Source organism: Ruminococcus champanellensis 18P13 = JCM 17042 (assembly GCF_000210095.1).
In the GTDB taxonomy this organism is placed as follows: domain Bacteria; phylum Bacillota; class Clostridia; order Oscillospirales; family Ruminococcaceae; genus Ruminococcus_F; species Ruminococcus_F champanellensis.
This window is the reverse complement of record NC_021039.1, coordinates 1,024,886-1,046,343: the sequence shown is the minus strand read 5'-3', so window position 1 is coordinate 1,046,343 and position 21,458 is coordinate 1,024,886. Positions and strand designations below refer to the sequence as shown.

Genomic DNA, 21,458 nt, shown 5'->3' with positions numbered 1-21,458 from the left:
ATTCGATACGGTGCTGTTGATTTTCTGATTTCCGCTTACACGCAGTTTTCCACTGTACACGGCAAAGTAATAATCACCGTTATACTCGATCAATCCGGCATTCATCTGAATGTAGCCGTTTTCATTGATATAATACAGGGATCCGTCCGGAACGGTAATAATCCCCTGCTCCGTTATTTTGCGTGAAAGTACGCCGTCATTACCGAAGTCAAATACATATTTTTTGAAAGATGTACTATCACGAAGAACCTGGATACCATATGTGAGGTATCCGTCATTTCCAAAGTTATAAGTTTTACCATCAATCTCATGCAATGTCATATAACCGGGATTACGCGCCACATAGTAGCTCGGACCGTAATAATAGCGTGTGCCATTGTCATCCGTATGCCATGCGCCCTTTGTCATACCGGTTTCATCAAACTGATATGTAACACCGTTAAGCGTATATTCGCCTGTTACTGCTCCACGGGTACCGCCGAAGAAACAATGCCAATTCTCATCGATCTGTACCCAACCACCAGTCAGTGCACCGATCTTGGAATAACACCACTTACCGTCAATCTGAACAAGGCCGGTATATTTGCCTTGGTTCTTGCCATCATCGCCGAAGTAATAGTAAACGTCATCGACTGCATAGATGCCGGTGACCTTCTTACCGTCGACATAATAGTAATCTCCGCTCCACCCGTCGGCAATAATCACGCCATCAACATATGTCTTGCTGTCAGTCCATACTCCACTATAGAGATTACCACAGCCTTGGCATTTGAGTACATCGTCAACGAAATCAAAGCTATGTCCTGTTGCAGGAATGGTTGTCCCCCAATCTACAACCGAGTTGCAGACCTCACAATAGGTTCTGTTGGTATAGCCCGCCTCAGTGCAAGTCGCAGCCTTGTCCGCAAGAGCGGCAGCGGTATGGGTGTGTCCGCCGTTCCAAGCATCATAATAGGCTTTGCCTTCAGTGGTGGAAATCATGTCCTTTGCCATTTTGTACATTTCGGTGTCAACCTGCGGTCCTTCACCGGAGAATGTATCGGTCGTACTGTCAACAAACGTTACAAGACCGCGGTCGATCTCCATGCTGATGTCGATCGGCCAGAATTCCTTCATACTCTTGAACTGAGCATAGGTATACGCCTCTTTGCCGTTTCTTGTTCCGCTTGTATATGTATAACCCATTTTGAGTTCCCAGGTGCGGATAGGAAGAGACGCAAGAACGCCTTCGCCGATCTGATCGTTTGCACCTGTGCGTGCAATTGTGATAGTGGCGATATTCTCGTCTTCCTGAATGCTGTATTCAGCCGTAAAACCAGCAGCAACATTCATGTGATCAAGCTCCCACTTGCTCATGTTGTTGAGGTCGATGTCAACAGTAACGGACTGAACCTTTTCGATATCAGTAGCAACTATATCTGCATACCAGACAGAGCCGAGCAGGATCTTGTCAAGCGACGGATCATGCGCTACGACCTTGACAGTGGGCATGCCGGAATTCCCCTGCACATGAATCGTACGTATAACAGAAGCATAATTGCCCTGATTATCACAAATTGAAAATTTGACATGATGAATGCCGTCTGCAAGAACCACATCGGAAACAGACATTACGCCGTCCTTCAATGTGCAAGCGGTTTCTACACCGTCGATGTATGCCTTTGCCGTAGCAACATTCAGCCCTGTGTAATTGCTCTTCGCAGTGTTGTCGGCAACCTTGGTACCAAAGCTGAGAACATTTTCGGAAACGGTCTGGCCGTTCAGAATTACTGCGTCCGACATACTGCCTGTTGCATATGTTACATCGCCGAATACAGGCGCTTCACGATCGTCAACCGCATCGGAATAGTCAACGGTGATATCATCAACATACATAACATACCTGCCGTTGTAAGACTTGTGCTGATTATAATAATAATTGTAAGCAGCACCGTCACGATCAGAAATATAGAACTGAACGATGTATCCCTGATGCAGGTACAGTCCCTTATATGCGCTGAGATCAATCGAAAGATAGTGCCAACCGGGTTCTTCATACTGGTTCACGAAACCAGTGGTGGAAACAACTCCATCAGCCAGTGTATTCGTGATCGAACTGCTGGCCTGTACGTATTCGCCATTGTCATTCTGAACAAGCGGGTATACAGTATAGCGAATCCAAGTGGATATATCCTCATCGGAAATATAGATCCACATACCGAGTTTGGTGGCATTTTCAAAGGTCTTAATATCACCGGTATACTGAAGTGATGTCATCATATATCCGGATTCGAGAGAGTTTCCGTAGTTGATATCAAGCGCCATAGCACCATTACCGCTATGAACCTTTCCGTTTGCCGCAGTTACGTGAGATACTTTGCCTTCGGGCAGTACATAGTTATATGCAACATAGCCGAGAGCAAAGTCGTTTACATCCCCGTCTTCGAAATCATATATAACTTCGGAGCCTTTGCCGAGCCTGATAATGGAGGATGTGGAAACAGTTGTGCCTGCAAATGCTGCGGTAATCCCGCTTTCGTTCACACTGCCGCTGCCTGCCGTGAAGTCAAAGCCGCTGATCGCACCGATTCCATCATTTTCAAGTGTAAACAGAATGTCGTTTGCATTGAATTTTACTTCACTGAGTCCGTAGGTAGCTGTCAGCGCCAATGTAACGGTCTTGCCGAAGGGAACTGTCATTTCGCTGCTATTGAACACCAGCTTTTCCGGAACGACTGCATGAATTGTAACCGAGCCAACCTCCTTGCCGTTATAAACAGCGGTCAAAACAACATCGCCGACGGAATCTGCGGTCAGAATGCCATTTTCGTATGTACCGTTTGTGGCTCTATATGTAATATCTGTGGGGATTTCAGCCGCATGACCGGTTGTACTTACACCTGCAACACTCACTGCAACAGGTGTGCCGGGAGTTGCATACTCAGTTTCAACATCATAAGAGACATGGTCAAAGGTCTTGGAAGCGACCGCAGTTGAAACAACGATAAGACCGTTTGAAATACTACGCTCGGAGCCGTCAGACGGCTTGTTGACGATTTTGAACGCATCCTCGCCTTCGGGCTTGCTGCCGTAAGTCATAGAGCCGCCGCCGTCAAGGTGTCCTGCCCACTTGCATCCGAGGTCGATCATGACCTGCGCCTGCTCCATAAGCGTCAGCCCCGCTGATACAGGTTCCTGATTGCCATCAGCCGAGAGAATGATAACCTTGTTGTCCTCGGTAATACCGATTGTCTGACGCGGATATTTCTGCGCATTATTCTGATCAGTTTCAGAAAGCACAACTTTTCCGTCAAAGACAAGCATTTTGTAGATACCGAGTGCTTCCTGAATATTGCCCTTATCGGACTCATATTCATCTGCATTGCCGATTTTAACGGTACCGTCCTTAAGAACCGCAAAATACGCAGATTTCTCGCCGCCCGTCACATCGTTGCCATTCATGACGAACACACCGGAAGGTTTACCGGTCGTCATGTTGTAGTAGGATGCATTGATACCCGCTACTACTGTACCGTGGTAATAAGAATCTCCTGCCGCTACTTTCTGGTCGAAAGCCGCTACCTGTTCGGTGAGCTTGGACATGCCATACGAAGTGTTGTCCATATCCTTATAGGAGGTGAACAGTTTGACCGTATCGACCGACATGTCGACAGTTGCAGCGAACATCTTTACCTGTTTACCATTTTTATCATAAACAGTGTAGATGTCCTGCGTCACTCCGCTCGCAAGTGTGGATTGTTTGTCCTGGACAAGCGAGAGCTGTGAATTGGGAAATGTGCCTTCTGTTTCGGCTGCGGCGAATGCCGTCATAGGCACAACGCCTATAACCATCATCGCACAAAGAACAAACGCCAAAACCCTGGTTGAAATTTTGCCTGTTTTCATTCGCTTTTCTCCTTTTGTTTTATTTATATATCGTCCGAAGACGAATATATACGTTATAGATCAGAAATTGGCAGAGCCCCCAGCCATGAGCCAAGGACTTCATCCCACCGCTCCGGCTCGAATGTTTCAAATCCTGACGCCGGGTAGAATGTCAGCTCCGAAAAATACACGTTGTGCTCGATTATGTAGAAATCCACGCGCAGAAACGGTATACCTTCGGAGAGTTTCTTCGCCAGCTCCAGTATTTCAGGCAGTTCTGCCGGCCTGGCAATTTCAATTGACGAATTCGGATGAGTCGGACGGTGCATGTCAAGATGCTCCCAATTCGGAGTGAAAAAGTCCTCGGTGAGTCCGGTTGCCGCGAATCTGTCTTTGCAGACGAGAATCAGTTTTGGATTACCATTGAAGCAATGCACCTTATAGTCAGTAAGTCCACCGGCATCACTTTTCATGAATTGTTCGGCAATAATTTTGCGCGGCACATCCTTATATGGCCACTCGCGACCAGTAAGGTAATAGTCCTGATGGAGTCCGCGCTTTAAATCTGCTCTCACTTTTTTTCTATTCAGTGTGCTCTTGTCCTTGCATATACACATTCCGCATCCGGAATTATGGTTACATTTCAGGACAAATTTATTGGGCAATGCGCCAAAATCAATTTCATCGGGAGCATCCCATACACCGAGTAGTGGGATAAGATATTGCGAACCGATTTTTTCTGAAACATAATCACGTGCTTTATACTTGTCCACCATTACTGTGTATTCTGGTTTTCGGTCGTATAGCTTCAGCCATTGGAGTTTTTCGTTGAAAGTTTCAGGATTGTTGAGGTCAAGTTGCTTTCCCGTACAGCACTCAAACTTTCGCTCCAAATACTCTTTGTCAGGCATATCATCATATTTACCGAATCCGGCATTTATTAAAAAACGATAATTGGGGTTCAACATGTATTTTCGCATCGCCCGTGCATATCTTTTAATATTCATTAGGCATTGCCTTCCTCTAATACTGCTTTTTGCTTTAATTGAAACACATTCACAAAATGAATCATCAGATAAAAGTTCTGGGCTTTTGAATAATAAGTTACCATCCCATAATTCATAGCCAGCATCAAGCCAAGCCAAAGTGCAAAAAATGCTGCTCTCTGCGGATCTATTCTTCTATAGTTCCATAGTTGCAAGAACAGATATACATACATAGAATAGTAAAGGCTAAATCCTATAATTCCGCCACCGCAAAGCAGCTCAACGAAATTATCATGAAGGTAGGCATCAAAAGCGTAGTACTGATTGGTTAAAATATGAGGATTTGCAATTCCAATGCCTGCAAAAGGATGCTTTAAGAACCATTCTATTCCCAACGCTCTGAGGTTGCTTCGCTTTATTGTAGAACTGTCCACCTTCCCGTTTCCGAAAACGGCATTTATGACACCTTCCATGCGCTCCCGGACTCCTGTAAAAGCCTCCAATTGCAAAAGCCAATAAATAAGCAGCGCCAGAATTAAAATGCCGAACAAAATCTTGACAGTTTTAATAAAGAGACTCTTTTTTGATTCTTGCGCTTTTACAACTGCATATCCCAAAGCACCGACTATAAAAAAAACCAATGCTTTTCTGCTTTGCGTAGCAGCAAGAACAATGATACTTGGTATCATAAAGAGTGCAGACGGGAAGAAATGATCCTTTGGGCAAAGATTACGAAGATTGATTTGAAGTACACATGAAAGAGCACAGGCCAATCCAATCGTATTAACATTGGAAAATTCACTTTCGATACGCAGACTTGAATTGCTTCCTGCGGAGACCATCTCGTCAATCCCGTAAAAAGCGAGGGAGTAAATTGCAACGATATATCCTGCCCACATAACTGCTTTCAGCAGCACAGTCTCGTCCAATTCGGGAATGCTCAGGTAGGTGATGTACACCGCATATGCACATACAAAAATACGCATCAACGTTCGTGCCATAATCACAGAGTCCGAAGCATCTATCGCCCACATTGAAGAAAGCAGCACAAAGACAATAAACAGAATATTCAATGCAGCATACGGGTTGAACTTGAGGATAATTTTACTGTGGGTAATTCCAATACCAAGTAAAAGGATACACGCCGATAAGCCTAAAAGGACATATTTCCCCCAAGTATATGAATCAAACAGAATGAACAGCACAAACAATGCAGTAGTGCAAACGAATATAAGTCCCGTTGCCACTTTGCGCAATGTTATTATCATAGCCTATCTCCTACTTCTCAAAAACCAGCTTAACAAATTGTTCTGTTACCGACTCTATATCATAGCAGTTTTCTTTAAACTTTTGTATTGGCGTTGTACGGGTTTCCTGCGGCAAGTTTGCAATATAGCTTGCCCATGCATCTGCGCTGTCTAACGGTAAGTAGTGAACCAAACCGGTAATATCAGCTTCGCGGGTAATGGTATCTGCAATCAGGCACGGCAGTCCCGTTGCCTGCGCTTCAATTACTGTATTCGGCATTCCCTCGTACAGTGACGGAAAAACGAACACATCCATAGCCGATAAAAGAGCGGGCACATCAGACCTGACTCCCGTGAAAATAATTCTGTCTAAAATTCCGAGTTCCGAGGCTTTTTCTTTTATTGCAGGTTCAAGTTCGCCCTTCCCGACCAATAACAGTACAGAATTTCCATTTTTACAGCTGTACGCCTTAAATACATCCAATAAAAAAGCATGGTTTTTTTGTTGATTGAACCGCCCAACATGTCCTATAATCGTTGTTTCAGCAGGGATATTTAACTCATTTCTTATGCGTATTCCTGCAGCAATATCATAGTGAAATAAGGAAAGGTCAATTGCGTTATGCAGAAGAATCGCCCTGCCTTTTTTAATGCAGTTTTTCCCAAACATAAATTCAGCTGCCTCCGTAGACGGTGCAAGCTTTATGTCAGCATTCCAAAGGGGCATAAAGCGACAGATGCGATGAAGCAAAAGATCTTTGCCGGCACCAGTTGTTGTATTAGAATTACTTGATCTGAATATAGTGGTTTTGGCACCGCCGATTCGCGCTGCAAATAACTCAAGCGCCGACAATGAGTGCTGCGAAGTACGAAGCACATAGGAATATTTTTCACGCTTCACAAGTTTCTTAATACTATTAAAGTTGCGCACAACGCCAGAACTTTTGGGACTTATTTTATAAATGCGTCCGCCCATCGAAAGAATCTCATCATCGTAGTAACATTTATCTGCGGTTGCAACAGCAAAATCCATTTGAAATTGGTTTTTGTCTATTTTTCGGTAAAGCTTCATTAAAAACGTTTCGGCACCGCCGGCATTCATCCCACCAACTATGCAAAGCAGTCTCTTCATACTTTACTCCCTGATTTTTTGAAAAACTTTTTTTACAAAGGCTTTTTTGGATTTCCAAAAGCTTTTTTTGTAAGCTGTCCACCGCTCAGAATACTCTAAAAACAGTTTATTATGCGTCATAGCGTAAAGGGCTTGCATCTGTGCAATGTGCAGATCATGGTAAAACGGACTTGCAATTTTTCCGTCTCTGCTATAAATTGACCAATATCCGCAATCAAAATCATGAAGTGATTTGATAAGCGTATGCAAAGACTTATCAAACGCATCCCGGTAAACCCTGCTGTCACATACAAGAGCTGCATCGTACAATCCGAATAACGCAAATATCCATCCATTCAATACAGCAGTGCGGTGTGTGTATTCAAGCAATAGTAAGCGTTCTTCTGTTTCGTCCGATGTTCCTCCGTTTGTCACCGAAATCAGCATAAAATCAAGTGCTTTCTGTGCTGCCTCTAAATAAATCTTGTTTCCGGAGTGTTTATATGCGCGAATCAATAACGAGGTTCCTTCACCTTGGCACATAGCACCGTACGGTGTCCTGGGGTAGATGAAGAAAAAGTTGTTCCATGCACCGGAACTTTCCTGATTTTGCATCGCCCAACACACACACTGATAAAATTTTTTCAGATAGCGTTCGTCATGCTTTAACAGATAAAGGTCATATGCGCCTAAGCCGTACTGAAAAACGGCAACCGGAAAAAGGATTTGTTCTCCTCTTTCGTCTTCGACATGCGGAAGCTCATCGCAATTAAGCAATTCCGGCATTTTTGTTACCTTTTCGGTCAAATCGTTATAATAGCCACAGATGTCCGTTGTGGAAAAACAACGACCAAGTCCTTGATTTACATGAAGTATGCTTTTCCCGCGAAGCATTCTGTACCATTTTTTTATGTTAAAAGTGCTTATACTCATACTCTGCTTCCTGATAGCTGCTTTTGTATACGAGAAAATGCTTCATCCGCAGAGAAGCACGCATACTTTTTCAAACAGCCCTCTCTTACATCATTCCATTTTGTTGTATCATGGCAAATTTGAGACAAAATCATATACAACCCCTGCTTGTTGCTCATCTCATATCCCCAACCTGTCCCATCATCAAAAATATCGCCGCAGTTTTCCCATTTAGACGTGACTATCGGCACCCCAGCCGCATATGCATCAAGTATCGTTCCGGGGATGCCCTCCGTGGCAAAATGCGTGGGAAACAACAAAGCAAATGCTCCTTTTAAAGCCGCAATGCTCTCGTCTGGACGTACAATGCCTTTATACTGTATATAATCCGGAAAATTTGAGCAAATCATTTCAAAGCGCTCCTGATAAGCCTTATCAACCGGGCCGTATATGTCCAAAGTATACACTGTTTTCCCCAGATCATTGTTTACCCGGATAACGGCTTCAACCGCATCTTCAACACCTTTTTCCTTCATGACACGCGAAAAAGTGCACAGACGATATGGCTTTTCCAAAGGCGGCAGTTCTTCAGGCATCAACGGAGCAATGAATTTAAAGTTCGGAACAATCGAAACATTTGAAAATTTCTGAGAGTCCAATGCAGTTTTCATGCTGGAGGTTTCTACCCAAATGCCGTCAAATTTCCGGAGCTGCCCAGCAAGCTTTTGATCAGCCGCAGTTTTTTGGGGCAGCCAGCCTCCAATAACATCATAAAATAATTTTGCGGCAGTTCCTTTTGCATATCTGAGAAGCAGAGGTGCAAAGACCTTCACCCCATTATGCGCTGGAAGCATGATCACATTCTCACTTTGTTTTACAGCACGGCGAACAGTGTTCATCATTTTGAAAGGATGCTTCTTCCACCCATAAGTTTCAATATACGATACCTCATCCGTTCCGTATTTTTCGGAAAGCAATTTATATAAATTGCGTGTTTTTACCGGTTGTCCGCCGGTGGGCATAGTATCAAACCCGAATGCTCCTATGACGCATATTTTCATCATCAGCAGCCCCTTCAAAAATAAATAACCTCATGAAACTTCATGCATGCCCCATGCTTCAAGCTCATCTGTCACAAGCTTGGAAGTAAGGAGCTTTTTCTTTGTTTGCTCAACATCAAGCAATCTTGTATTGTTCGAGTTAAACTCTGTCAATGTGTTACGATCCTTATTGCCCAAAGACAGGTACTTTTCGTAATTCAAATCACGGTTATCCGCAATAACGCGGTAAAACATTCCGCAATCAACCGCACGGGCGCACTCTTCATTTGTAAGCAATGTTTCGTACATTTTTTCACCGTGACGGATTCCTATTGTCTGTGTGGGATAATCCGGAACCCCAAACAACTCTTTAATCGCCTGCGTAAGAACCTCAATTGTACAAGCATCCGCTTTTTGAACGAACAGATCACCCTGGCTTCCGTTTTCAAACGCATAAAGCACCAGATCCACAGCTTCATTGAGGTTCATTATAAAGCGCGTCATAGCTCCGTCAGTCACCGTCAGAGGCAATCCGTGCTTGATTTTATCTATGAAGAGAGGAATAACCGAACCGCGCGAACACATTACATTGCCGTATCTTGTACAACAAATACGGGTTTTTTCCGGGTCAACATTTCTCGCTTTGGCAATAATGATTTTTTCCATCATAGCCTTACTTGTACCCATGGCGTTTATCGGGTAAGCTGCCTTGTCCGTGGACAAGCATACAACACGTTTAACTCCGGCATCTATTGCGGCTGTCAGCACATTATCCGTGCCGATCACGTTGGTTTTAACAGCTTCGAGAGGAAAAAATTCACAGGACGGAACCTGCTTAAGTGCAGCTGCGTGAAAGATATAATCAACACCTTGCATGACAGGACGCAAAGTTGAGATATCTCTGACATCTCCGATATAGAACTTCAATTTCGGATTATTGTACAGATGTCTCATATCATCCTGCTTTTTTTCATCGCGTGAAAAAATGCGGATTTCTTTGACATCGGTGGTGAGAAATCTCTCTAAAACTGCATTTCCGAAAGAACCTGTGCCTCCGGTTATCATCAGTACACAATCTTTAAATGAATAGGACATATCATATCACCTTTCCTTTTTCAATCTTTTGTAACAAATTTATATCCGATGCGCACAGCAACAGGCTTCAGTGTATGTATTATTTTGGTAGGGATATGGTGTGCCAGCCAATTTTTTATGTCCATTACAATGAGCTTCCGTCTCTTGATCATCGATCGATTACCTGTCGGAATCATTATCCCGTGCTTTTTTAACTGCTTTACCGTTCGTGGATACCATTTGCCCTGTATGACACCATTCAGGTAATTCAGCCCTGTATAGTTCAATGCAGCGCAGTTTCCGTCGATACGCATAGTACTGTTGTTTTTCTGCCTTGCTTCAAACTCCCAAGCGCTGAAATCGTCATCGTATAGGAGTTTCTGCAAGTACGACTTTTTCCAAATCGCTGCCTGAAGATTAACGCCATATAGCGCCGAGGGGTCAAGCGGATACGCACCGCTCGGTTTCCTTTTATGTTGGATCGGTATGGGAATTACCCTCAGATAGTCATAGGTATTTTCAGAGAAAATCCGGAACAGCCCATCAATTTTTTCAACGCTCGTTTTTTCACAAAGAAAGTAATCCTCCAATAGGATAAGCAGAGTATCCTCCGGGATTTTTTTCAAGGCACTCCGCACGCGGCGGCTCCATGACACTTCATCTCCGGTAGTCACCACTGTAACATGCGGATAGGCTGGTATTTCATGATTGGTAATCAAGTAAATCGGCAGCATACAATCGGGGAAAAACTTCTCATAACATTCAAAAAATGTGTCCCACAAATCCTTGTATCCATCGAAAGAAATAACAACTATCGCTTTTTCCATATCTTCTCCATTAAAGCCTCTTGGCATATGTTATCGCCACATCTCCCAAAGCACGATATGGCACAAAGCCGTTCTTTTCATAGAAGTGAATCCCACGGGAATTCACAGTCGCAACTGTTAAAAAGCACACGCTCCTACCGATTTTTCTTAACGCGTCCTGATAATCGGATATCAATTCGTTCGCAATCCCTGCTCCCCGCCATTTCGGCAAAACACAAATGGAGAGAAGATCGCCGCATTCTGTAGGAGGAATATGATAAAATTCCGGTTCTAATATGCGAACGGAATCGCTTTTGCGGCCTTTTGTCGGCTTAAGCCGTTTCCATGCTTTTTTATTGCCCTTGATAAGCAGTAATAGATAACGGAGCGCAAGAGGAACAATGTTATGCTTTGCAAAAGAGCGATTGCAGCTTCCTCTGTCAAGCAGATATCCCATGCAAAACCCGGCTATACAATCATCGTCAACGGCAACCCAAAATAGATCCGGGTACTCTTTCAGGTACTGCAAATAAAACTTTTTCAGCAACGGCACCCCGAGAGCTGTTGAAAAACTGTTTGGGAAACACTCTATATGCGTCTGCGCTATTTGATTCAAATCTTCCATACCGGCATTTCGTATATACATATCATTCTCCCGAGAGACCCTTGTTTCTTTTCTCGTATTTTCCCTTTTTCAAAATTCCCCAAAACATATTCCAACAGGCAAACCAAACCGCGGCTATCGCGGGCTTTTCATCACAAATACGGAACAGGTCATAATGGCTCTTTAACTTCTTTTCTAATTTGTCATGGCTGATGCTTTTTTTTCGGATCCGGTACTTGGCTAAATTTTCTTTCAGAAGATGGGCTTCGGTATCCTGCTTTTTGTAGAGCTGAAGCCGTATAGCATAGTCATTATTTTTTTAATGTCCTTAATCTGAATCAGTCCAAAGCACCTGGCACTATACATCATGGTAAGTTGACCTATGTAATCATAACGATACATCTTTCTTTTGTTAACCACATCCGGTCCTGATACATATATGTTAAGCGTCCGATTTTCTTCATCAATCTTTTCGTACTCTGTGAAAGATAACGTATAGTTATGCTCATTCATGAACCTTATCTGTTTTTCCAACTTCTCAGGCATCCACAAATCATCTGAATCGAGAAAAGCTATCCACTCGCCTTTCGCTTCACGCATCGCGCGATTCCTGGTCAATGCAGCGCCGCTGTTCTTCTCATTTTTGAAATATTTTATGCGTGCATCGGTCAAAAACGGCTCTACAATATTATCAGTATCATCCGTAGAACAATCATCAACAATAAGCAGTTCCCAATTTTTATAAGTTTGATTTATTACTGATTGAATGGATTCCGCAATAAATTGCGCTGTATTCCATGAAGGCATAATAATGGATACAAGATTGTCAATCATTCAAAGCCTCATCTTTCCATCGTTTCATATTCTTTTTGCATTTCGATATAATCCCCTTTATAGTCCTTACCGCACACCGCAAACAAAGTCATAAACATAATCCGCACATCTCCCCAAAAACTGAAATGTTCAATGCTTTTAAGGTTATAATACATTTTTGCAGGTAAAATCCTCTCTATATACACCTTATCCGTATCCTCAGCAGCATCAAGCAGTTTCGCCTCATCCTTATAGAGAATACTCGCAAGACTCGTTACACCTGCGGGGAGCAGTAGTGTTGCCATCATTTCGGGGGTGTACTCGGCAACATATTTTGTACTTTCGGGACGGACGCCAACAAGTGTGACAGTTCCTTGCATCACATCGATAAGCTGCGCAATTTCGTCCAATCGACAGTTTCTGATTACTTTGCCCACACGGGTAATACGAGGATCGTTGCTAACAGTAACCTGTGAACCCTTATCGGCGTTTTGTACCATTGTGCGAAATTTGTGTATACGGAAATGCTTTCCGTATTGTGTAACCCGTTCCTGCCGATAAAACACCGGGCCTTTGCTGTCAATCTTAATCGCAATCGCCAAAACTAAAAAAACGGGTGAAAGGATAATTAACAAAAGAGAGGAAACCACAATATCAAACATTCTCTTGAAAAACAAACTGACCTGCTTCTTTTTCAGAATGTCGTAATATTTCCGCACCTCATCGGTCTGCATTTCCGGCGGCAGTTGTTCCCATTTTTTCAAAAGCATCATTACACATACTCTTTCAATATCCCGATATACTTTTCCATTACATACTCTATATCCTCGTCTGACAAGCAAGTGTGGAGCGGCAACGTAATCTCGTTGGAAAAAAACGCATATGCATTTGGGTAATTTGCAATATCAAATCCAAGCTTCTTATATGCTGTGTGCATAGGAAGCGGCTTGTAATGCACATTACAAGTAACGCCTTGCTCCGCCATTTTGATGATGATCTCGTTTCGCTGTTCCGGTGTGATTCCGGGAACACGCGTAATGTAAAGATGTCCAGATGATTCATGTTCGGCATTGTAGTGGTCAAGTGTTTCAATACCGAACGGCTTGAATGCGGCATTGTATCTGCCAATAATCTGTTTTCTTCTTGCCAACATTCCGGGGTAACGTTCAAACTGCGCAAGTCCGATTGCCGCAACCACATCGGTCATATTGCACTTATACCAGGTGCCGACAATATCGTATTCCCATGCGCCAAGCTTTGTTTTGGCAAGTGCGTCCTTTGACTGACCGTGCAGACTGAGCAGTTGAAGCTGATGATAAATATCTTCGTTACGAATGCCGTTAATCGTGCGCCACGTCAACGCACCGCCCTCAGCGGTTGTTAAATTTTTAACAGCATGAAAACTAAAGCTCGAAAAATCAGCAATACTGCCAGCCATCTTTCCGTGCCACTTTGTTCCGAAAGCATGGGCTGTATCAGCGCATATGGCAATTCTGCCGATTGCTTTCTGTATCTCGTTTGACGGCTTAAACAAACTTTTCTTGCGCTCAACAATCTCAAAAATACGGTCATAATCGCAAGGTACACCGCCAAGATCTACCGGAATTATGACCTTGGTTCTTTCGGTAATGGCAGCTTCCACAGCATCGTAATCCATTTCAAGGCTGTTTTTCTGTGAATCGATCATGACGATTTTCGCACCAACGTGGTCGATGACAGAGGCAGATGCCGTATATGTATAAGCCGGTACGATAACTTCATCATCTTTGCCGATGCCAAGTATATGTAGTGCCATCTCCGCACAGGCAGTTTGTGAATTGAGGCAAACGCATTTATCCGTTCCTATCCATCCGGCAATCTCTTTTTCAAGTTTTTTTGTTCTGGGGCCTGTGGTAATCCAACCAGAGCGGAGTGCTTCCGCAACTTCGTTTATTTCGGCCTCCGAAATATCCGGTGGGCTGAAACTGATCGTGCGTTTTTCCATGATGTAAATACTCCCATCCTTCCAATTCTCTGCCTGAATCCATCGATCTCCTTAAAGTATCAAGACTTTTGCTGTCCCAATGATACTCAATTCCCTTCTCACTCTGTCCGCAATCGGCTTCCTTCTGTGTCGGCTAGGTATGGATGCAACTTTATGCACAGGAATCCAAAGGATTCCTCACCTATCACTACTCAGCCAAGCTGCTTGACTTCTCTGGAATTTTTGCCTACCTATAGTTTATAATACTACAAAAATCTAGTATTGTCAATAGAATCATCGCCTTTTTCCAAGTTTCAGACGAACTTTTTTCATTTTTTCGCCGCATACAGCCATGGCGGCACCGTACAGAACTGCCAGCCATGCTTTTTGCATCCTGATACGTCTTTTCTGTATGGTGCCGCCACAAAAGAAATTGCTTCAGCACATGTGCTCTATATTTATTCTTGCCTCTTGCATGTTTATAATGCAGCCCCCTTAAGGCAGGGCTGTGGATCTTCGTATCTCGTCACCTCAAAGCTCTATCCAGTACTGTCCGTCCTTTGAATAGTGAACTGTCACAGCATGATTCTGAACAGCAGCCGCAATGTTACAGCTATAGGGCTCGGAGACGACCACTTCTTCCTGCCCGGTCACCGGGCTATGAAAAACTGCAACGATGCGGTATACCACATTGCGCCCCTTGGCATAAACCTTCGGGTTCTCCCGAAACTCCCTGCCGAAAAAGTAGGGAATCCGCTTGATTTCACGAACCTCCCCCACTACAGAGGGACAGGACAACATAAACTGCATATGCGAAATCCTGGCTCGGCATTTCCTGTTTTTTGTCACATCAGAAAACACGCACACCAGAATCAATGCCGCCGCCACCATGCAGAAGTATTTCACATCAGAAAAGGCAGCCCCGTTTTTGACAAAAAGCCATGTGAGCAGTCCTGTACCCGTAGCGATGACAACAGCCAGGCTCGTACCCATTCTCGTCTTTGCATAGCCCATCGGAACAACTTGGTTCATAACGTTTCCTTTCGCAAATTATGACAACACCGCACAGAGCTTGTTCGGCAGATGTGCAAGCCGCCAGGCGGGTTTGATGCGGTGCTGTCCTATGTTTTCATCAGAATACCACAACAGCACCACAAAATTGTGATGCTGCTGCAATCAATTTATATGTATGAGATCTGTTACCGGACTCTGCGCTTTTTCCTTACGCCGTATGCCGAAAGAACCGCAAATGCCGCAAGGATCTCAACCGTGATCCGAATGCCCTGCTCTCCGGTCTTAGGCGGCTTCACCGCATCCACTGCAGAAACCGTTGTAGTGCCGGTCACATCCGCAGATGCATCATCTGTAGATGCTGTGGTAGTTGTGGTTGTTGTGATGGTTGTTGTAGTGGTAGTAACAGTGGTTGTAATGGGATCGGGATTCTCCCCAGGATCCTCATCGTCCTTTCCGTCAGAGGGCGTTACGTCATATTCCGGCAAATCGCTGTCATCCGGATCCGTCAGCTCCTGGTTCTGATAGATTGCAACCGGAATGCAGTTATTGGCCTGGTTCAGCTCAGAACCCCGTGTATCCGCCTGTATAAACAGATACTTGACTCCGTTCTCATCAAACTCCACATCGCTCAGATTGATCTCCTCCAGAAGCAGATAATCCTCCTGGCTGGTGATGACTCCGGCGTTTTTCATATCGATTTGCAAACCGTCCATAGAATCCTCACAGATCTTAATGGTGGTTTCGGCAGGTGTTCCTGTCAGATTGGATGCCGTAATGGCAAGGATCACGCTATCCTCCAGATAGTATGTATCCACATCCAGGGAGATATCCGGCATACCGATGGTCACAACGGCATTTGCCGTACAGGTACCATTGGAAACGGTCAGCGTATACTCCCCCACTTCGTGGATGTCCGTGGTATCCATGGGGCAAACAAGGGATACGGATTCACCTGGCGCAATGCTGACTGCCTTCTCTGCACTGAACAGAGTTCTGTCCGCATTGGAAAGCTCTGCCTGAATGTCATGAATGGTCTTGGATGTATTGTTGGTCAGCTTGAAAAGTACGGACTGCTCCCCAGTAATGGGGTCGTATTCTACAGTGGCATATTCAATATCCAGGCTCTCCGCATGAGCAGCCTCCAGATATACAAGGGATGTTGTGTTATCCGCATCCCTGCCATTGAGAACAATGGAATATCTGCCCTGATCCCAGGAAGCACTGTAGTTGAATACGCTGAAGCCCTCCGGAACTGTCAGTTCCATTGCCTCGCTCCATGCACCGTTTTCGTTGACAGAAATAAAGAACTGCGTTCCATCGGAGAAAATCAGACTCTTGCCATCGTCCGCCATCACAAAGGTGCCGGACAGTGCACTCAGCTGACCATCCACAGCAGTCAGGGCTGCGCTGTCAGGCGTGCAGATGTAAAGCTTGCCGTTCTTTACGCAGTACAGCTTACCGTCCCGGAAGGAAACACCCGTCAATGTATCTGCTCCGGAAGCAATCACCCGATCCTTGCCGCTGCATACCATATGCAATGCAGAGCCGGATGCGCCGTTGAGCGTGTAGGCAGCGTACAGGGATCCGTTGTGATATGCAGCAGCCAGCTCGGAAACGTAGGAATCCGCATTTGCCAGCTGGTAGGGCTTGCCCCACTTGCCGCCTGTAAAATCAGACGCCAGAATCATGCCGCTAGACTGGAAGACATTTTCCAGATTCCCACTGCTCTTGACCCATACAGCCGTCATCTTGTCCCCGTCAAAGGCAAGGGTGGGAAGCATATCCGGTGTAGAATCCTTCAGCACGCAGGCTGTGTCTGCAAAAGCCGTGCCGTTCCACTTTGCCGTGAAGATATCTGTAGAAGCCAGTGCCTGTGCAGCCATCTGGGAAAGGTCACCGCCCTGGATCACTGCATTCTGCTTCTGCCAGATCAGATAGATATCATCGCCGTTTTCGACCAGTCTTGCGGTCAGATCCGCACTTTCAGACTGGTTGACGCACTGGGGCTCGGACCAGACGCCGTTGTCATAATAGGAGAACATCAGCTTTGTGCTGTTGAGCAGCTCCGCATCCGGATCCGTGGTCTGCCATACCAGCACCTTGCTGCCCCCTGCTTCTGCAATCAGAGGGATCGTACTGGGGAGCACGCCGCTTTGCAGCACATTGACCCCATCACCTGCTGCGCCGTTCCATGCAGAGGTCTGGCTCAGATAGTCCGTATCCATCAGCTCCGGCTGCGTATCCGCATCCCCTGTACCGCCTGCGGCAGCGCCCTTTGCGGCACTCCGGTTCTGCTTCGGCCACAGGGTCCATGTTTTGCTTGCAAAATCATAGGAAAAGTCAATGACAAAGAGGAGGTAAGCCTCTACGAAGGCTTTCAAGGTCACAGTACCGGTGCGCTCGGGCGCAACGCTGACTTCAAAATCCACGCCGCCGCCTGCGCCCACGGACACAAGACCGCTTACGCCAAAGCCGCCGCTGATGCTGCCGCTGACGGTGATAGATGCCTCACCCTGGAAGGATGCACCACCGCCGTTTGCATACAGAGTCATGCCTGTCAGCGTGTTCATCTCGGCTCCCACCTTGACATTCAGATACAGGGGAACCACAGCCAACAGGAACTGCTGCGTATAGGACAGCTCGCCTCCAACGGTAATGGCAATGCCGCCGCCCTGGGAAACAATATTGTGATTTGCATCGTAAACCATTTCATAGTAGCCCAGTCCTTCCACCGTCGTGTCCGGAACAATTCCCAAAGAACCATGGGCAGCAAGCTTCCCGGAAGAATTGATCTTGTTGCAGAGGCTATTGATCAGTCTGTCCGCCTTATTTACATCATCCATATAATTGGTAAAGGACTGCTTGAAATAATCGTAGATCCCCTTGGATTCATCCGCCGTTTTCGCATCCACGCCAATCAGGAATCTGACTGTGCAGGTGCCCTCGTCCTCGTTCTGCTCACTGGTTACCTGGACAGGCAGCATGGGCAGGGATACTTCAAAGTTATCTCCCACCAGGGATGCCACATCTTCACTGCCGGTAGCGCCCTTCTGATCCGGTGTGATCTGGAACTGATCGCTGAATGCGTCCGGATCCACATCCGGTGTATCCGCATGGGGATTGACCTTGAGGCAGATTCTTCTGCGCTCAGACACCGTGCCATCCGCACTTCTGAGAATCAGATACACATCCTTGCCCGGCGCAAGCATTTTGCCCGGCGCAAAGGAAAAGATGCCGGTTGTGCTGGTGAGCTTTTTGCCCCCTGCACCATACTGCACCAGCTCATATTTGCCGGGGGTATGCCCGTTCCATTCCGCTGTCACCTGAATCCGGCACATATCCGACTTGTTCTCCGTAAAGAACATCGAGTTCGTGAAAAGATCCTTCTCCTTGTTGGTTTCAGTTGCGAGGATGGGGTATGGCTTTCCGTTTGAGGTATCGTTTTTCAGATAGAACACATGGACGGAGCGTTTCTTTGGGGTGTATACGGCTCCGCTTGTCAGATAGCCCTCCGCAGACACGATCACTGTCTGCTGGGAAGTTGCCCCGCCAAGATTCACCATACCATCCTTGTCGGTTTTGAAGGTTTTGTTGCCGATCTTTACAACAGCGCCGGCAATGGGCTTTTTCGTATCAGCTGCATTGACCAGTATATGGTGCTGGTTGATGCTCATACGATATTCCCGCAGCTGCTGCGCAGCGTCCCCATTAAAGTCGCTGACCTTCAGCGCATACAAAAACAGATCGTCCATGATCTTTTTTGCATAGTTATCCAGGTAAGAATAGGAATGCTCAATGGTCAGACCGGACGCAATGACCCGGCCTTTGCCCAGAGGGTATTCTACCAGGGTGGGATTATCCGATTCACTGGAGCGAACCAGGATATTTGCACCTGCCGGCAAAGTGGATTCGATAAATTCAGAATGACTGCAATATGTAGAGAACCACATCTGATCCTCTTTCCCCTCTACCACTGCGCCATCTCCGTCCGAAAGAGCCGCAGTCAGAATGGGGTGCTTAGGATCCGCTACATAATTATACTCTGTATAGTCCAGGATCTTTTCAACATTGCCGGGAAGCGCACCGGTCAGATTGCCGTCAGCCCAGCCCCCGTCCGCTGCGCCAAACACAATCACGCCGCCGAGAGAAGCATACAGCTCCATGTAATCCTTGAACTCCAGATAGTTGTTGTAGGTGGAAAACGCCTGATCGTCCGCAAAGATGACCACGGAGTAATCCTCCAGTTCAACATCCAGAAATTCCGTTGTGGTGACCTTCTGATAGTCCACGCCGATATCTCCAAGCACTTTGGTATTCGCATTGGAGTCCCAGGGGAGATTGTCCTGGATCAGCAGAACCTTTTTCTGGGCGGCTGCCTTCTGTGCGGCGCTGACGCAGACCTGGGTAAGGAGCTGCATTTGCGTCGTGATGGAAAGCACGGCGGCGCACGCAACAGAGGTGATCTGTTTTAGAATTTTCTTCATTTCTACATCCCTTCCGTTTGGATCATATAGATATGCATATACATTATTATATCAGTGTCTGATTTGTTTGTCAATGTGCTGACATGCTGCACAAACTAAATATTCTTCTTGTAAATAGAAAGCGGCTGTGCTCATCATGAACACAACCGCTTTATGGCTTCTACTCTCACAAAAAATAATCTTATGCCGCTTTTTATTTCTTCACTTCAATGCTAAAGTTACCGTCCTTATCGATTTTCAGACTTAGTGTTTTTACATATCTGTCATAAAAGCTCTTTTTCTCACTGTCGGTACCTTCGATTCTTGCCTCCAAATACAAGTGCTCCACCAGATCCCGACCGTTGATATACAAAATATCCGGCAAATACTGATCCAGGATACCAAGCAGCACGGCTCTTTTAAAGCCATCCACATTTCCGGAGCAGAAATCGTCAATGGAACAGTAGTAAATATCATGCTCCTTCAACGCATTTTTGATTGCACGACCGCAATTTGCATACTCATACATCACCAGGAACTTCGCATTTGGCAGGGATGTAATCAACCCCCAGAAATCAGAATCACTGGATACAAGGATAAAGGAGTCGATTCCTTCCGCATAGTGATTCTGGCAAACACCTGCGGTCATGACGATATCCACCAGGCTCTTTCTCTCGGTTACACGATCTATGACAATATGCTCGACCGGAATCGTAATAAACTTCGTCAGCCACCGCCAGCCCACAGTTGTATGATGATCGTCATATAAATAAATTTTTCTATTTTACTGAGCTCATCCTGATTGAGATTTTTCAGCGTGGCATACAGCTTATACACATCAGAATTTTCACAATCCACGGCAATGACCGTTCTCATGCTGCAACGCAGAAAATCATAAATGCTGTTTTTCGTTTCCGCATTTGCATCTTTGTACTTGCTTGGATCATCAAACGTATCATGATGCAAACCATAGATGATTTGTAAAAATTTTCTGTCAGAAAGCAGCATGGAACCGCAGTCATACGGTGTCCAGTAAATGTACTGCTGAAAGGGGTAGAAGTTCTTGTTTGCCATGTATTTTTCAAATTCACGCTTTAGCGCAATCGGATTATGATAATGCGGAACTACAAAAAGCTCTCTGATATAGGTCCACTCGCACCAATCCGGGAACAAGACAGCCACGGCATCAATGTATTTATTGATCAGATCATTGAGATCCAGCATGTATTTTTCAGACCGATAATTTGCCTTAATAATCGGAATGCCCCATGATTCCAACGCCGCAATGTTCTTATGGTCATACCACTCCAAAGATGTCAGATTTTTTAGATTGTATCGCATTTCATCATCGGTTTTCTTAAACGTACAGAAAAGCGTTGTACGCAATTTACAGAGATAGCGAATGATCGTGGCTGACTGGGATGCATAAAGGGATTGCAATAAATCCTGACTGGACTCCATAAAGCACTGCTCCAGGACATTTTTCCGGACACCAATCAGATACGCAATGGTTGTCACAAGATCTTTCGTATCAACTGTCGTATTCTGCTTCATGCTTTAC

Annotated in this window: 16 protein-coding genes; all 16 read right to left on the bottom strand. The window is 45.3% G+C overall.

Annotated elements, in window-relative coordinates; all coding sequences use genetic code 11:
• On the bottom strand, positions 1 to 3,885 hold a 3,885-nt coding region (locus RUM_RS04605; RefSeq protein ID WP_147645637.1), incomplete at its 3' end, for a phosphodiester glycosidase family protein.
• 53 nt (positions 3,886 to 3,938) lie between these two features.
• A complete protein-coding gene (locus RUM_RS04600) occupies positions 3,939 to 4,871 on the bottom strand; it encodes an ATP-grasp fold amidoligase family protein (protein ID WP_015558036.1) in 933 nt (310 codons plus the stop codon).
• A complete protein-coding gene (locus RUM_RS04595) occupies positions 4,871 to 6,118 on the bottom strand; it encodes an O-antigen ligase family protein (RefSeq protein ID WP_015558035.1) in 1,248 nt (415 codons plus the stop codon). The genes RUM_RS04600 and RUM_RS04595 overlap by 1 nt, the downstream gene beginning before the upstream one ends.
• 10 nt (positions 6,119 to 6,128) lie before the next feature.
• The gene (locus RUM_RS04590) at positions 6,129 to 7,229 is read right to left on the bottom strand and encodes a glycosyltransferase family 1 protein (RefSeq protein ID WP_015558034.1); all 1,101 of its coding nucleotides are present in this window, start codon (positions 7,227 to 7,229) and stop codon (positions 6,129 to 6,131) included.
• A gap of 3 nt (positions 7,230 to 7,232) precedes the next feature.
• Positions 7,233 to 8,141 carry a D-glucuronyl C5-epimerase family protein gene (locus RUM_RS04585; RefSeq protein ID WP_015558033.1) on the bottom strand — a complete coding sequence of 303 codons (909 nt, stop codon included), beginning with the start codon at positions 8,139 to 8,141 and terminating at the stop codon, positions 7,233 to 7,235.
• Positions 8,138 to 9,199, bottom strand: a complete 1,062-nt coding sequence (locus RUM_RS04580; protein WP_147645566.1) for a glycosyltransferase — start codon at positions 9,197 to 9,199, stop codon at positions 8,138 to 8,140. Before RUM_RS04580 ends, RUM_RS04585 begins: the two co-directional genes overlap by 4 nt.
• Positions 9,200 to 9,211: 12 nt before the next feature.
• On the bottom strand, positions 9,212 to 10,255 hold the full coding sequence (locus RUM_RS04575) for a polysaccharide biosynthesis protein (protein WP_015558031.1): 1,044 nt from the start codon (positions 10,253 to 10,255) through the stop codon (positions 9,212 to 9,214).
• A 20-nt stretch (positions 10,256 to 10,275) separates the two neighbouring features.
• Positions 10,276 to 11,061 (bottom strand): hypothetical protein, encoded by a 786-nt coding sequence (locus RUM_RS12005; RefSeq protein WP_049775504.1) that lies wholly within the window; start codon positions 11,059 to 11,061, stop codon positions 10,276 to 10,278.
• Between the two features lie 10 nt (positions 11,062 to 11,071).
• The gene (locus RUM_RS04565) at positions 11,072 to 11,686 is read right to left on the bottom strand and encodes a GNAT family N-acetyltransferase (protein WP_015558029.1); all 615 of its coding nucleotides are present in this window, start codon (positions 11,684 to 11,686) and stop codon (positions 11,072 to 11,074) included.
• A 210-nt stretch (positions 11,687 to 11,896) separates the two neighbouring features.
• Positions 11,897 to 12,478, bottom strand: a complete 582-nt coding sequence (locus RUM_RS04560) for a glycosyltransferase family 2 protein (protein WP_015558028.1) — start codon at positions 12,476 to 12,478, stop codon at positions 11,897 to 11,899.
• An 8-nt stretch (positions 12,479 to 12,486) separates the two neighbouring features.
• Entirely contained in the window at positions 12,487 to 13,230 is a 744-nt protein-coding gene (locus RUM_RS04555; protein ID WP_015558027.1) for a sugar transferase, read from the bottom strand.
• Positions 13,230 to 14,441: a DegT/DnrJ/EryC1/StrS family aminotransferase gene (locus RUM_RS04550; RefSeq protein ID WP_015558026.1), complete on the bottom strand. Its 1,212-nt coding sequence runs from the start codon at positions 14,439 to 14,441 to the stop codon at positions 13,230 to 13,232. The genes RUM_RS04555 and RUM_RS04550 overlap by 1 nt, the downstream gene beginning before the upstream one ends.
• 510 nt (positions 14,442 to 14,951) lie before the next feature.
• Positions 14,952 to 15,452, bottom strand: coding sequence for a hypothetical protein (locus tag RUM_RS04545; protein WP_015558025.1), 501 nt, complete (start codon positions 15,450 to 15,452; stop codon positions 14,952 to 14,954).
• A 167-nt stretch (positions 15,453 to 15,619) separates the two neighbouring features.
• A complete protein-coding gene (locus tag RUM_RS04540) occupies positions 15,620 to 19,918 on the bottom strand; it encodes a COG1470 family protein (protein ID WP_015558024.1) in 4,299 nt (1,432 codons plus the stop codon).
• 193 nt (positions 19,919 to 20,111) lie between these two features.
• A complete protein-coding gene (locus RUM_RS13075; RefSeq protein WP_015558023.1) occupies positions 20,112 to 20,546 on the bottom strand; it encodes a hypothetical protein in 435 nt (144 codons plus the stop codon).
• Positions 20,547 to 20,623: 77 nt separating this feature from the next.
• A complete protein-coding gene (locus tag RUM_RS13070) occupies positions 20,624 to 21,451 on the bottom strand; it encodes a hypothetical protein (RefSeq protein WP_015558022.1) in 828 nt (275 codons plus the stop codon).
• Positions 21,452 to 21,458: the final 7 nt, after the last annotated feature.